Annotated in this window: 12 protein-coding genes and 1 pseudogene; 8 read left to right on the top strand and 5 right to left on the bottom strand. The window is 63.0% G+C overall.

Annotation, left to right across the window (positions count from 1 at the left end; all coding sequences use genetic code 11):
- Nucleotides 1-7 precede the first annotated feature (7 nt).
- From ACNKU3_RS17825 to ACNKU3_RS17805, 5 genes are all read left to right on the top strand, one after another.
- Complete coding sequence (locus tag ACNKU3_RS17825) at nt 8-1,738, top strand: sodium:solute symporter family protein (RefSeq protein WP_418260910.1); 1,731 nt, start codon at nt 8-10, stop codon at nt 1,736-1,738.
- Between the two features lie 25 nt (nt 1,739-1,763).
- Entirely contained in the window at nt 1,764-2,234 is a 471-nt protein-coding gene (locus ACNKU3_RS17820) for a hypothetical protein (RefSeq protein WP_418260909.1), read from the top strand.
- Nucleotides 2,235-2,372: 138 nt separating this feature from the next.
- Entirely contained in the window at nt 2,373-4,193 is a 1,821-nt protein-coding gene (locus tag ACNKU3_RS17815) for a DUF294 nucleotidyltransferase-like domain-containing protein (RefSeq protein ID WP_418260908.1), read from the top strand.
- A 33-nt stretch (nt 4,194-4,226) separates the two neighbouring features.
- Nucleotides 4,227-4,913, top strand: a complete 687-nt coding sequence (locus ACNKU3_RS17810; RefSeq protein WP_418261072.1) for an exonuclease domain-containing protein — start codon at nt 4,227-4,229, stop codon at nt 4,911-4,913.
- A 45-nt stretch (nt 4,914-4,958) separates the two neighbouring features.
- Nucleotides 4,959-5,153 carry a hypothetical protein gene (locus ACNKU3_RS17805; protein ID WP_418260907.1) on the top strand — a complete coding sequence of 65 codons (195 nt, stop codon included), beginning with the start codon at nt 4,959-4,961 and terminating at the stop codon, nt 5,151-5,153.
- A 61-nt stretch (nt 5,154-5,214) separates the two neighbouring features.
- On the opposite strand, the gene ACNKU3_RS17800 is transcribed toward ACNKU3_RS17805, so the two are convergent.
- The 3 genes from ACNKU3_RS17800 to ACNKU3_RS17790 all read right to left on the bottom strand — a co-directional run bounded on the left by ACNKU3_RS17800 (nt 5,215) and on the right by ACNKU3_RS17790 (nt 8,701).
- Nucleotides 5,215-5,748 carry a hypothetical protein gene (locus tag ACNKU3_RS17800; protein WP_418260906.1) on the bottom strand — a complete coding sequence of 178 codons (534 nt, stop codon included), beginning with the start codon at nt 5,746-5,748 and terminating at the stop codon, nt 5,215-5,217.
- An 11-nt stretch (nt 5,749-5,759) separates the two neighbouring features.
- Nucleotides 5,760-6,560 carry an SH3 domain-containing protein gene (locus ACNKU3_RS17795; protein WP_418260905.1) on the bottom strand — a complete coding sequence of 267 codons (801 nt, stop codon included), beginning with the start codon at nt 6,558-6,560 and terminating at the stop codon, nt 5,760-5,762.
- Nucleotides 6,561-6,640: 80 nt separating this feature from the next.
- Nucleotides 6,641-8,701, bottom strand: a complete 2,061-nt coding sequence (locus tag ACNKU3_RS17790; RefSeq protein ID WP_418260904.1) for a M13 family metallopeptidase — start codon at nt 8,699-8,701, stop codon at nt 6,641-6,643.
- Nucleotides 8,702-9,015: 314 nt separating this feature from the next.
- Between ACNKU3_RS17790 and ACNKU3_RS17785 the strand changes: the two are divergent.
- From ACNKU3_RS17785 to ACNKU3_RS17775, 3 genes and pseudogenes are all read left to right on the top strand, one after another.
- Nucleotides 9,016-9,267: pseudogene (locus ACNKU3_RS17785) on the top strand (helix-turn-helix domain-containing protein); the annotation flags it as partial.
- A gap of 18 nt (nt 9,268-9,285) precedes the next feature.
- Nucleotides 9,286-9,771 (top strand): amidohydrolase family protein, encoded by a 486-nt coding sequence (locus ACNKU3_RS17780; protein ID WP_418260903.1) that lies wholly within the window; start codon nt 9,286-9,288, stop codon nt 9,769-9,771.
- A 12-nt stretch (nt 9,772-9,783) separates the two neighbouring features.
- Nucleotides 9,784-9,996 (top strand): hypothetical protein, encoded by a 213-nt coding sequence (locus tag ACNKU3_RS17775; protein WP_418260902.1) that lies wholly within the window; start codon nt 9,784-9,786, stop codon nt 9,994-9,996.
- A gap of 31 nt (nt 9,997-10,027) precedes the next feature.
- Here ACNKU3_RS17775 and ACNKU3_RS17770 read toward each other — a convergent pair whose 3' ends face one another.
- Together ACNKU3_RS17770 and acs are read right to left on the bottom strand one after the other, a co-directional pair.
- Nucleotides 10,028-12,574, bottom strand: a complete 2,547-nt coding sequence (locus ACNKU3_RS17770) for a M1 family metallopeptidase (protein WP_418260901.1) — start codon at nt 12,572-12,574, stop codon at nt 10,028-10,030.
- Between the two features lie 412 nt (nt 12,575-12,986).
- Nucleotides 12,987-14,315: acetate--CoA ligase (gene acs, locus ACNKU3_RS17765; protein WP_418260900.1), on the bottom strand; the 1,329-nt coding region annotated here is incomplete at its 5' end.

Below are 14,315 nucleotides of genomic sequence, written 5' to 3'. Positions count from 1 at the left end.
CTCTGACATGGACCTGCGAACATTGACCTATATCGTGGTGGGCGCCAGCTTCGCCCTCTACATCGGCATCGCCATCTGGGCGCGTGCCGGCTCCACCAAGGACTTCTACGTCGCCGGCGGCGGCATTCACCCGATCCAGAACGGCATGGCCACGGCGGCCGACTGGATGTCCGCGGCCTCGTTCATTTCCATGGCCGGCCTGATCGCTTTCATGGGTTACGGCGGCTCGGTCTTCCTGATGGGCTGGACCGGCGGCTACGTGATCCTGGCGATGCTGCTCGCCCCCTACCTGCGCAAGTACGGCAAGTTCACCGTGCCCGAGTTCATCGGTGACCGCTACTACTCGAAAGCGGCGCGGGTGGTGGCGGTGATCTGCCTGATCATCTGCTCGGTGACCTACGTTATCGGCCAGATGAAAGGTGTCGGCGTGGCTTTCTCCCGCTTCCTCGAGGTGGACTACGATACCGGGCTCTACGTGGGCATGATTATCGTGTTCTTCTACGCGGTACTCGGCGGCATGAAGGGCATTACCTACACCCAGATCGCCCAGTACTGCGTGCTGATCCTCGCCTACACCGTGCCGGCGATTTTCATCAGCCTGCACCTGACCGGCAACCCGATCCCGCAACTGGGCCTCGGCAGCACCATGGCCGGTTCCGACGTGTACCTGCTGGACCGGCTGGACCAGGTGGTCACCGACCTCGGCTTCGCCGAGTACACCACCAGCGCGCGGCTGTCGATGCTCAACATGTTCGCCTACACCGCCTCGCTGATGATCGGCACCGCGGGCCTGCCCCACGTGATCATCCGCTTCTTCACCGTACCCAAGGTGAAGGACGCGCGTTCCTCCGCGGGTTGGGCCCTGGTGTTCATCGCCATCCTCTACACCACCGCTCCCGCAGTGGCCGGCATGGCGCGCCTCAACCTGATGCAGACCATCGAGCCGCAACCGGGCCAGTACCTCGCCTATGACGAGCGCCCGCAGTGGTTCAAGAACTGGGAGAAAACCGGCCTGCTCGGCTTCGAGGACAAGAACGGCGACGGCCTGATCCAGTACACCTCGAATGCCGAAACCAACGAAATGGTGAAAATCGACAACGACATCATGGTACTGGCCAACCCGGAAATCGCCCGCCTGCCCAACTGGATCATCGCCCTGGTGGCTGCCGGCGGCCTGGCCGCGGCGCTGTCCACCGCGGCGGGACTGTTGCTGGCGATCTCCTCGGCGATCTCCCACGACCTGCTCAAGGGCATGATCGCGCCGAACATCTCGGAAAAAGCGGAACTGAACGCCAGCCGCGTGGCGATGGCCCTGGCCATTGTCGGCGCCGGTTACCTCGGCCTCAACCCGCCCGGCTTCGCCGCCGGTACGGTGGCTCTGGCCTTCGGCCTCGCCGCCTCGTCGATCTTCCCGGCACTGATGATGGGGATCTTCTCCACTCACGTGAACAAGGAAGGGGCTATCGCGGGCATGGTGGCCGGTATCGGCGTGACCCTGTTCTACGTGTTCCAGCACAAGGGCATCATGTTCATCCCCGGCACCGCCTTCCTCGGCGACACCCCGGAGAACTGGTTCCTCGGTATCGAGCCCAACGCCTTCGGCGTGGTGGGCGCGATCGTGAACTTTGCGGTAGCCTTTGCGATATCGCGGGTCACTGCGGAACCGCCGGAGTCGGTGCGTGAACTGGTGGAACACATCCGCATCCCGGTCGGCGCCGCCGCCGCCCAGGACCACTGAAGCAAGGGCTTGAGGAGCAACTGACATGCTACTGACCAACAAACACGTCGTCGTCGCCCTGTTGGTTGCTCCCATTCTTTCCATCCTCGCCTGGTTCGCGGTGGGCAACCTGATCGGTGAAAAGCCCCACGCCGCGAAACCCGGCGAAGTCTATTCGCTGCTGGAGAAAAGCAACTGCCGCTACGAGAGCGGCGCCTGCGACCTGGTCAACGGCAACGTCAGCCTGCAACTCAAGGTATTGGGCAGCGCGGCCTCGCCGCTGCTGGAACTGCAGTCCAACGTCAGCTTGCAGGCGGTGGCTGTCGCCGTGGTACCCGAGGGTGCAGGCGATGACGTGCCGCCGCAGACTATGCGCAGCGTCAGCGGCGACAACACCCTCTGGCAACTTTCGCTGGCCGCCCCCCTCGCAGAGGGCGAACGCCTGCGGCTGGTTGCGGTAACGCCGAATAACCGCTTTACTGCCGAGACTTCCACCCGCTTCAGCCGCGAAGGCTGAGACGGGGGTCCAACCCTGGGGGTGCCTGTCGCCCCTTTTTTTTGAGCCGGGATTGCGAGGCTGCGAAGCATGGCGTCTTCACAGGAGCATTCAGTCAACAATTCTTCGACGGCACCCCTTTCACCGGAATTGCAGTCCGTGGCCGAGTTTCTCGCCCAGACCCTGCCATTCAGCGAACTCGACACCGATGCACTGCGCCGGGCCGCGGCGACACTCGAGGTGGTCTATTACCGCCACGGCACTCATCTAACCGCCAATGACGGCGGCGGCTTGCGCATATTGCGCAGCGGCGCGGTGGACCTGCGCGACAGCAACAACAAGCTGCTCGACCGCCTCGGCGAAGGTGAGAACTTCCATCTCGAGCGGCTTAGCAACGCCCACGAGGACACCGTCACCGCCAGCGTGATCGAGGACGCCCTGGTCTACCTGCTGCCCGACAGTACCTACGCCAGCCTGCGCGAGGCCGACCGCGATTTCGACCGCTACTTCCACACCCAGCGCAGCCGCCGCCTGCGCCGCGCCGCCCGCTACGAACCGCAGCCCCACCTGATGGCGCAGCCGGTGGAAAACATCATGAGCCGCGACCTGCTGACCATCGGCCCCGACCAGTCGATCCAGTCGGCGGCACAGGTGATGAGCGTACGGCGGGTGTCTTCGGCCTTCGTTACCCAGGGTGAGCAACTGCTGGGCGTCATCACCGACCGCGACCTGCGCGAGCGCGTGCTGGCCGCAGGCCGCGCGCCGGACACGCCGGTGCGCGAGATCATGACTCCCGAGCCGTACCGGATTTCCACCCAGACCAGCCTCTTCGAAGCGGTGCTGACCATGACCCGCCAGGGCTGCCATCACCTGCCGGTGATGGATGACACCCGCCTGGCCGGTGTCATCACCACCTCGGACCTGATGCTGGCGCGCCGCGACGACCCGGTGTACCTGGTGCAGCACATCTCCCGCCAGGACAGCGTGGAGGGCATCAGGGAGCTGCTGGTAGGCGGACCCACCCTGGTGGCCCAGTGGGTCAACGCCGGCGTGCGTGCACGGCAGATCAGCCGCGTACTCACCGCGGTCAGCGATGCCATCACCCTGCGCCTGCTGCAACTGGCCGAGGCGCAGTTGGGACCGCCGCCGGTGCCCTACTGCTGGCTGGGCTTCGGTTCCCAGGGCCGGCAGGAGCAACTACTGGGCGCGGACCAGGACAACGGGCTGGTGCTCGACAACAGCGCGCGCCCGGAACACGACGCCTATTTTGAGGCCCTGGCGACTTTCGTCTGCGACGGCCTCAATGCCTGTGGCTATCCCTACTGCAACGGCGGCATCATGGCCACAACCGCGCGCTGGCGCCGGCCCCTGTCCGGCTGGCGGGAAGAAGTGCTGGGCTGGTCGCGCAGCCCCACCCCGGACGCGGTGATGCGGGTATCAATTTTCTTCGACCTGCGGGCGATCCACGGTGACGCCAGCCTCTGCCAGCAACTGCAGCAGACCATGCTGGAAACCGCCTCGCGCAACAGTATCTTTCTCGCGGCGCTCGCGGCCAACGCGCTGGACAGCCCCGCGCCGCTGGGCATCTTCCGCCGCTTCGTGGTCGAGCGCGACGGCCAGCACCGCGACAGCCTGGACCTGAAGAAACACGGCGTCATGCCGGTGACCGACATTGCCCGACTGCACGCCCTGCGCCACGGCATTGCCGCAGTGAACACCGACGAGCGCCTGCGGGCACTGGAACAGTGCGGGGCGCTGGCCAAGGTGGACGCGCGCAACCTTACCGATGCCCTGCACTGCCTGCAGCGCATGCGCCTGCAGCACCAGGCCGACCTGCTGCTGGACGGCGAGCAACTGAGCAACTTCATCAATCCCCGCGGCCTGTCGAAAATGGCGCGGGAACAGCTGCGCGACGCTTTCTCCATCATCCACGACGCCCAGAGCAGCGTGCGCCTGCAGTACCGGGCGGGCCTGGGTTGAAGCGGGTCGAAAGTTGAGGAGGGTCAAGGCGTGATGTGGACCCTGCGCTGGCGCCGCCTGCGCTACCGCGGGCGGGCCGCGGGTACGCCACTCGAAGCCTGCTGGTCGGCGCCGCTGCCGAATGGCCGCCAACCCTGGCAGGCGCAGTCCTACCTGGTGTGCGACGCCGAGATGTCCTCGCTTGAAATCGCCAGCGGCAAATTATTGAGCCTCGGCTGGGTAGCGATAGATAACGGTCGCATTGCACTGGCCAGCGCTGAACACCACCTGGTCGCCAGCGACGAAAGCGTCGGCCAGAGCGCCGGCATTCACCAGCTGCGCGACTGCGACCTGGAGGGCGCCGAAAGCGAAGAACAGGTCATGGCGCGTTTCTGCGCCGCCGCGCGGGGCCGTGTGCTGGTATTCCATCACGCCCCCCTGGACCTGGCCTACCTCAACCGCGCCAGCAAGCGCTACTTCGGCGTGCCCCTGCTGCTGCCCCACCTGGACACCCTGACGCTGGAGCTGCGCCGCTTCCAGCGGCGGGAGGAACACCCGCGCAAGGGAGAGCTGACCCTGGCGGGCTGTCGCCAGCGCTACGGACTGCCGGACTACCCGGTGCACAATGCGCTGGTGGATGCGCTGGCAACCGCTGAACTTTTTCTTGCTATCGCCGGCTATCGCGGCGGGCTCGATGGAGCTGGAATCAACAAGCCCTTGAAACTGGAAGACTTGATATAGTGTTGGTTAGTCGTTGTTTAAATTTTGCTTTCCCAGAGAACCCACATGCGGAATTTGAGGAAGAAGAATCGTAAAACTGAAAAACCAGTTGGTTTTGGGGTTGCTGCTGGTCTCGCCCTGGGAGCGGGAATTGGTGCGGCAGTAGATAACCTCACGCTCGGTATCGGTGTCGGATTAGCTATCGGTGCCGCCATAGAGACGAGTCTGCGGGCGAAAAATAAGCAAGATGAATCTGAATAGACAGGGGGACAGCGCGTTTTAATCCGTCACCTCTAACACGGGCGCTGCCCCCTTTTTCGGTTCAGGGCTGCCGCAGTGAACTGATTACATCTTCCGCCGCCTGCAACTGATCCGCCGAACAGCTGGAACCCGCGGTGATGCGGCTGCCGTCCCTCGCAAACAGCGCACCACAGCCACCCTGGAAGTTTACTTCGAATTCACCACTGGCGCGCTGGTAGACCGCGGGTTGGCCCGGTTTATCACCGGCAGATAATACCCGCCCTTCCCCCTCCGCGGGGGGCGGCGCGGATTCGGACAGATACCGTGAAAGGACCCATCCGTCCACCGACTCATCGGCCAGGGTACCCACCCGGCACCAGCGCATGTTGTCCGGGGTTTCCTCGCAACCGAGGTTGCGCACCACCTCCGCCTCGCCCAATTCGCCGACCACATCTGCGTCCATCGCGGGACCGGCGTGGAGTTGCACAGGCGTATCAGCCGGCACACCGGCTACGGCAAAAAAATCCGGGCCACTGGCTTCAGCCTGTACGACGAAAGCAAGGCGGGCCGTGATCAGCCCTGCCGCCACAACAACAAGGAACGTTGTCCTCCCCATCGCAGCGCCCCTCAATGGCATTTCTTGTGCGTCTTGATATCGACGATGCTGTCGGCCTTGCCATCCGCGACCGCCATCTGCAGACATTGCCTGGTATTGTCGTTATACCAGATGCTGTAGGACGTATAACCACTCTTGAAAGTGTCGACATGGTCAAATCCGCGCTGCCGCAATTCACTGTCCGCGCTGCTGGCGCGCGAGCCCTGCAGGTCCGCGAACTTCTCCTTGTTGCCAGAGCCGCGGCCACCGCTATAATTTTCGTGCTGTCGATCATAGGAATCGTGGCGGCTGTAGCCGCTCCCGCCACTGACTTCCCGCAGGTACTTCTTCTTGACCCAACCGGTATCACCCTTGTACTCAACCCGGCACCATTGTGTATCGTGATGTTCCTCGCAGTCACCGAGCCCGCGCAGGCGCTCTCCATTGCGAACTTTACTGACCACCGCTTTCGCACCTTCAGAGGGATCGCGACGGAGGCTCAGGCTGCCATCCGAACCCCGGTGCACTTCCCAGTAGGTATCGCTGTACCGGCTGGAGTGGTGACTGGAGCTGCTATACCTGTTGCTGTCGCTATGCTTGCCGTCGCGAAAGTCATCTATTGCCTCCTCTGCATCGCGGAGGTCGCGGCTCGAGCAGGCGTCTGTGGACGACTTCTCCCTGCCGTGCTTGTCGAAGACGGCGATACAGCCATCATTATTGGTGACCAGATAGTTGTCACCGGACCGGGACACCTTGAAGTTAGCCTCCGCTACAAAACTGATGGTCATCAAGGCAATTGGAAGGGTGCCGAGAATCTGCTGCTTTAACGTCATCTGTTGTTTCTCCATGGTCCAGGAATGATTGGATAAAAATCTGCACCGGGCAGGTATGCTCCATTACCGACCTCGACGACCTACCAGATATGCGAGCGCCTGTCTGGCGCGATCCACATCGGGTCATCGGGCCCGAGTTCAAACGCTTCGAAAAAGCCATCCACATGCCGCATTGGCGCCTCCACCCGATAATTGCCATCGGCGTGAGGGTCGGTGGCTACCGTCTGGCGCAGCGCCCCCTCCCTGGTCCGGGTGGGCCACAGCTGCGCCCAGGCCAGGAAGCAGCGTTGCCGGGGTGTCAGCCCGTCTTTCACGACATCGTCCTCTGGATGCTCCTGAAGCTCCTTCTCCAGCGCCTGGAAGGCAAAGTTGACCCCCCCAATATCCGCCATATTTTCCCCCACCGTCAGCTTGCCGTTGATGTGCAAGCCGGGCAGCACCTCAAAGCTGTCGGCCTGCGCGATCAGCGTATCCGCCTGGGCCAGGAAATTTTCTGCATCCTCTTTCGTCCACCAGTCGCGCAACCTGCCATCCGCATCGTATAGCCGGCCACGGGTATCGAAACCGTGCGTGAGTTCATGTCCGATCACGGCACCCATGGCGCACGTGTTGGCTACAACGTCCTGCTCCGGGGAATAGAACGGGGGCTGCAGGAATGCCGCGGGAATTTCGATACCGTTGTTGGCGGCGTTAAAGGCCGCGTTGGTGTCGATGGGCAAGGTCGAACCTGCAATGGAGAATCGATCCACTACCACCGGGCCGCCGAGCCTTGCCCATTGCCGGCGCTGCAAATATTCGTTCGTGCGCAAGGCGTTGCCGTAGTAATCATCACGCCGGATTTCCACCGGCGAGTAGTCTATCCAGCGGGCTGGATAACCCACCAGGATGTCCGCCCTATCCAGCTTCTGGATGGCGTACTCCCGCGTCGGCGGCGTCAGCCAGGTATTGGATTCCAGCCGATCACGAAAGGTGGCGCGGATGCGCGCCACCAGGGCTTCCACCCGGGCCTTGCTCTCGGCGGAAAAATGGCGGGCAATGTACAGTTGCGAGATCGGATGGCCGATCAGGCCCTGAAGTTTCAAGGTGACGAGTGTTTCGCGCGGCGGCATGGCCGACTGCCCCAGTATCGCCTGGCTGAGCGCCTGGTTCGGCACCTGGAATTCTTCGGTGAGATAGCCGAGGGTATGAATCAGTAACCCCCATTCAAGGAAGAGGCGCAAGTCCGCGGGAGACATCTCGCCCAGCAGGGCATTGCGTTCTGCCAGCGCTTCGCCTTCAACCACGATAATCCTGTCTGGCGCTTTACCGCCGTAAACCCCGAGGAATGCATCGAGGTCGACATTCGAGAACAGCTCGCGCACCTGAGCCATGGGCATAGGCACGAAACGCCTGGTGGGGTCGGCCTTTTCGACGGGTGTCAACTTGGCTGCGGCGATACGGGTTTCCCAGGCGAGGATTTTCTGCGCAGACGCCCGGGCCTCGTCAGCGGAAAGACCGCGCAGCACCAGCGAAGACCCGATAAAGTCCAGCAATGCCTTGCGGGCGAACTCGTAATCCGGGTTCAGGTAGATGTCGTTCGAAATAAGCGTGAGATCGGCATCACCCAGGTAAATGGCATAGCGGGTACGATCCGCGATGTCGGTACCGACGGCGAATTCGGCCATCACCGGTTCGCCGGCCAACATGCTCAGGCGGGCGAACGCACGGCCACGTTCCGCCGGCGTGGCCAGCGGGCCGAGATCGCTCACTACCGCCTCGAATGGCTGCACGCCAAGCGCATTGATTTTCTCGACATCCATGCCCGATGCATAGAAATCCCCCACTTGCTGCAGCGGCGTGCCCTTCCTGGCCTGTGCACTGCGGGTCGCAGCATCTTCCAGCACCAGTGACAGGTCCCGGCTGACCCGGCGGTTTAGCACATGGAAAGGCGAAATAGCTACCGCGTCCGCGGGGATGACCGCAGCCGAGGTCCAGCGGCCGGTTGCATACTCCGCCCAGGCTGAGCCGGGTGCGGCGTCGCGAACCATCTTGGTACTCGAAAAGACCAGCGGCAAACCGAAGTTACCGAGTACCTGCTCCCCGGACGGCGCAGGCTCTTCAGCGACAACACGTGATCCTGTCACCAGACTGAAAAACAACATTACCGCCGGCAAGAAAATATGCACTGGCTTTGTGCCCGGGTGATTGGCGTCTAAGAAAAGTAGCAGAGAATGCAACGTGCGCAATGCGAAACAGACTCGTTGTTTTTATCCCAGTACCAGTACACTGGCCACCGACATTTACGAACCGCAATAACCGTCATAATAGCAGGGGTTTTCTAGAAGTTTTCCCCGGGTAATTGTGGCCTGTACTGTTGATTTGCATCCAAAATTGACCCACTAACCCCCCGGATTTGCATCGAATTTTGACCCACGTATAACCCTCCCCTGTTGAGGTTTCAGCAGGGGTACAAGGAGTGATAGACGTGGCTTTAGTCAGTGTAATTCGCCGTTGGCACCTGCGGGATCAGATGCCCATCCGGGAGATCGCCCGCCGCACCGGGCTGTCCAGAAACACCGTGCGCAAATACCTCGCCAGTGCATGCCTGGAGCCGGTTTACCCGGCGCGCAAGTCGCCCAGCAAACTGGATGATTACGAGGAGACGCTCACTAACTGGTTGTTCCGGGAGTCGCGCCGGCACCGCAAACAGCGGCGCACCGTCAAGCAGTAGTACCGGGACCTGCGTATGGGGGCCACGCAGATCAAACTTGCCGCCGGCGGCGGTGTTTCGTCGAACTACGATCCCCTTGACGTGACGGAATACACCTTCGAGGAACTGAAAGCCGCCGTCGATGTCGCCAAGACCTGGAATACGTATGTGGCGGTCCATGTCAATACGGACGCTGCGGTCCGCCAGGCGATAGAGGCGGGCGTGCTGTCGATCGACCATGGTTTCCTGATGGAAGAAGGGACTTTGAAGCTGATGGCCGAGAAGGACGTCTGGTTCAGCATGCAGCCGCTGTTGAACGACGAAGACGCAATCTATTTCCCGCCGGGCTCGGCGAACCAGGCCAAGTGGATCCAGGTAACTGACGGCACGGACAAGGTGATTCAGCTGGCCAAGAAGCACAAGGTGAAGACGGCCTTCGGCACCGACGTGCTGTTCGATCCGGCGCTTGGTGCGAAGCACGGCAAACTGCTGGCCAAGCTCAAGCGCTGGTACACCCCCTAGGAGACACTGAAGATGGCCACCTATGATAACGCCCAACTGGTCAAGATGTGCGGGCCGCGCGATCCGTATCCCGGCGAGCTCGGCGTGGTGAAAGAAGGAGCCCTCGCTGACCTGCTGCTGGTCGACGGCAATCCGCTCGAAAATCTCGATCTTGTGGCTGACCCGGAACGCAACTTTGTGATGATCATGAAGGACGGCAAGATTTACAAAAACACACTGGATTGAACCGCTTGGCAATAACGGGGCCAGACCCCTTTTAGTGCAACAAGCGGTTAGCGCGAAACACTGGATCGGCCGCCTGCAGTATCTTCATCCGCAATTGGGGATAGTAGTCCGGGTTCGCGTCCAGGAAAGTTTCGATATCAGCCACTACCTGCGCACTGTTGTGATTCGCCAGTGTCGCCTGCAGCCAGGCGGAGGGGAAAAAGATATCCCCGGTCACCTGGATTTCCCGCAACAGCGCCAGGCTCGCCGGAATGTACCTGACCGAATGCTCCCGGCGCAGGGGGTGGTGCAGGTTTGCCACGGCCTCGGTGACCCAGCTCTCGGTGCGGCGCATGCGCTCATCCGCCAGCGCGGCGAAGAAGGCATCGCGCTCGCCGGGATCGGCGGACAGTGAGGGCAGCAGGTAGCGCAGGCGGCGCTGCTGGTCGGGGTTGCGCGTGTTCTCCAGTTGAGTGGCGAGAATCTCCGCGGCCTGGCCGGGCAGTTTGATCGCCAGTTGCTGGGCCAGGGCGATGCGGTCCGTTTCCGACAGAGGCAGCGCACCGGGATCGAATTCCCCCGACCACACCGCGTGAACCCGCTGCAACGCTGCCGGGGTCAGCGCCAGCTGGGCGTAGGCGCCGAACAGCAGCTTGCGCTGGCTGGCGGAGTCGCGCGCGGAAAAATTCTCCCAGACGGTTTCCTCCAGGGCGGCGGCGCGGGCGTCGCGCTGGGCTGCCGGCAGCATGGTCCAGTAGATACGCTGAATCTGGCCGAGCATGAGTTCCAGGAGCAGCTGGTTGTCTTCTTCCTCTAAGAGGCCGGACAGGCGGTCGAGGTACTCGCCAGGGGCGGGGCCGCGGGCATCGACAAGGTTTTCGTAGAGGTTGATCAGCAGGGTACCGCGGGCGACGGCATCCAGTTCCTGCCAGCGCTCGAGCATCGCGAGTTGCGCGGGAAACAGGCCGTAGCCCCGGCCGTCAGCGCTGAATAGCTGGAACCCCCCTGTAGCAGCCAGTCCCTCGGGGAGCGGTGTCAGGGCATCCTCGGTGAGCAGGGAGAACTCCTCCTGCCCCTGGGCGCCGAGCGTCAGCAGCGAAAAGCGCTGCGGCCAGAGCCGGCCCTCACCCGCCGGATCGATCTGCTCAAGTTGCGGCGCCGTGGAGTTTCCGGCGAGCCTGAACTCCGGCCGCCCGGGCGTGTTGACCCAGACCCCGCTCCAGGCGGCGAGGTCGTAATCCGTCAGTTCATCCAGGATCGCGATCAGCGCCGGCCAGTCCGCGTTGCCATAGGCGTAGGTGCGCAGGTAGTTACGCATCCCCTGGTGAAACGCCTCTTCGCCCAGCAGTAATTCCAGCTGGCGCATCATGATCGGCGCCTTGTGGTAGATGATCGACCCGTACATCTGCCCGGCGTCGTTGAGGTTGGCCAGCGGCTGGCGGATCGGGTTGGCGCCGGCACTGCGGTCGACCGAATAGGCACTGGGGTAGTGGCTGACCAGGAAGTTCAATTCGTGGTCGACCTGCGGAAAGGCCGGGTTGACGATCTTCGCCGCCATGAAATTGGCAAACACTTCCTTGGTCCAGACATCGTCGAACCAGCGCATAGTCACCAGGTCGCCGAACCACATGTGCGCGACCTCGTGGGCGATCAGGTTGGCGCGATCGAGCAACTGGCCATCGGAAGGCGCCTCCTCCAGGAACAGCGCTCCGGCGTTGTACTGAATGGCGCCCACATGCTCCATGCCACCGTACTGGAAAGCGGGGATGGCGGCGAAGTCCAGCTTCTGGAAGGGAAAATCGATGCCCGTATAGTCCTCCAGCCAGGCCAGCGCCTGGCCGTGCAGGCGGAAAATCTCGTCGATATTGCGGGCGAACTTTTCGGCGTCCGGCTCGCGGTACAGCAGGGTCATCTGCCGCCCGCCCACCTCTCGGGTTTCCGCCTCGAAGCGCCCGGCAACAAACGAAAACAGGTAGGAGCTGAGCAGGTCCGAGGTATCAAAGCGCAGGGTCTTGCGCTCACCTTCGACGCGCTCTTCCAGCAGCGGTCCGGCGGAGATCGCCCGCCAGTCCCGGGGCAGTTCCAGGGTGAGATCCCAGGTGGCCTTGATGTCCGGCTGGTCGAACAGCGGGAATGCCGTGCGGGCGCGGTCCGGCACGAATAGTGTGTAGAGATAATCCGGGTTGCGATTGAGCGAACTGGAACCGGCGTTGAACGTGACTTCCACCGTGTTGTTACCGCGCTTGAGCTCGGCCTGTGGAATCACCAGGTGCTCCGCCTCGAAGCGCCAGGACGACAAGGCGCCGTTAACCGTCACCCCGCCGATCAGCGCAGGGTCTTCACGAAAATCGAGCTGCAGGGGCTGGCCGCCATTGGCAAGTGTAAAGCTGATCGCCATCCGCCCCGGTATCGGCGCCTCGGGATCAGCCGGCAGCGAGAGGAACAGCGCGTAATGCACGTCGTCCAGTTGCGCGCGCCGCTGTTGCGCCAGTTCCAGCGATACCCCCGGCGTCACCGGGGCAGGAGCATGGGCGCAGGACGCCAGGCCAATTGCGATGAACAGCGGGGTGATGTGCTGCAACAGGCGTTCGAGGGGCATGGCGCAGTGCTCGTTCTGGTTTTCGCTGACGCTAAACGATGGATGACCTCTGGTCAAAGGCCTTTGCGGGATGATTCCTGTTGTCTGGTGGGGTGGCTTCGGTCACGCAAGCGCAGGCGCCTGTCCCGTGCTTACTCGAAAGACTTTTAACTCGACGCACGGAACAGGCGCCTGCGCTTGCTCTTTCCGCGCGTAATTCCGCCAGGTTCAGGTTCAGGGGTAAAGAGTCGAATTCACTGGTGACGAGGGCTTCGCTCCCACACCCCGCCCACGGTGAGTAAAAAGTCCTTCGAGCCGTGGGCGGGGTGTGGGAGCGGAGTCCGGGTTCAAGGCACCGCTTTTCCCCCAAGACCGGAGCCCGCATCCAGGGCTCCGCTTTTCACGTAGGACAGGAACAGTCCTGGAAGGCAGTTCAGACTGGCCGGTTGGCAATCAGCTTGTCGACCACCGAAGGATCGGCCAGCGTACTGGTATCCCCCAGCGACCCCAGCTCGTTCTCCGCAATCTTGCGCAGGATGCGCCGCATGATCTTGCCCGAGCGGGTCTTCGGCAGGTCCGGCGCCCACTGGATCACGTCCGGCTTGGCGATCGGGCCGATCTCCTGGATGCACATGTCCACCAGCTCCTTGCGCAGGGCGTCACTGGGCTCCTTGCCGTGCATCAGGGTGACATAGGCGTAGATACCCTGGCCCTTGATGTCGTGGGGGAAGCCCACCACCGCGGCTTCCGCCACGTCCTCGTGGAGCACCAGCGCGCTCTCCACCTCCGCCGTGCCCATGCGGTGGCCGGAGACGTTGAGCACGTCGTCCACCCGCCCGGTGATCCAGTAGTAGCCGTCGGCGTCGCGGGTCGCCCCGTCACCGGTGAAGTAGTAGCCGGGGTAGTTCTTGAAGTAGGTGTCCACCATGCGCTGGTGGTCGCCGTAGACCGAACGGATCTGTGCCGGCCAGGAGGCTTTTACCACCAGGTAACCCGCGCCGGGGCCCTCGATCTCCTTGCCCTGCTCGTCCAGCAGCGCCACGTCCACCCCGAAGAAGGGGAAGCTGGCGGAGCCGGGCTTCAGCGGTGTGGCCCCGGGCAGCGGGGTGATCATGTGGGCGCCGGTCTCGGTCTGCCACCAGGTGTCGACGATCGGGCAGCGCGAATCGCCCACGGTGCGGTAGTACCACTCCCAGGCTTCCGGGTTGATCGGCTCGCCGACGCTGCCGAGCAGGCGCAGGCTGGCCCGGGAGGTTTTCTTCACCGGGCCGTCGCCCTCCGCGTGCAGGGCGCGGATGGCGGTGGGGGCGGTGTAGAAGATATTGACCTGGTGCTTGTCCACCACGTTCCAGCAGCGGCTGTGGTCCGGGTAGGTGGGCACGCCCTCGAACATCAGCGAGGTGGCGCCGCAGGCCAGCGGGCCGTAGACGATGTAGCTGTGGCCGGTGACCCAGCCGACATCGGCGGTGCACCAGTAGACCTCGCCCTCGCGGTAGTCGAAGGCGTACTTGAAGGTCATCGCGCTCTGCAGCAGGTAGCCGCCGGTGGTGTGCAGCACGCCCTTGGGCTTGCCGGTGGAACCGGAGGTATACAGGATGAACAGCGGCGCCTCGGCGGGCATGGACTCCGGTGCGCAGTCATTGTCCTGGCTGTCCACCAGTTCGTCGTACCAGACATCGTGGTCGGCGTTCCAGGCCACCGCGCCGCCGGTGCGGCGCACCACCAGGCAGGTGTGCACGTCCGGGCACTCGGCCAGGGCCTT

The organism is Haliea sp. E17 (assembly GCF_048323675.1).
Taxonomy (GTDB): domain Bacteria; phylum Pseudomonadota; class Gammaproteobacteria; order Pseudomonadales; family Halieaceae; genus Mangrovimicrobium.
Note: the sequence above shows the minus strand (reverse complement) of the source record. Positions and strands in the feature narration are given on the sequence as shown.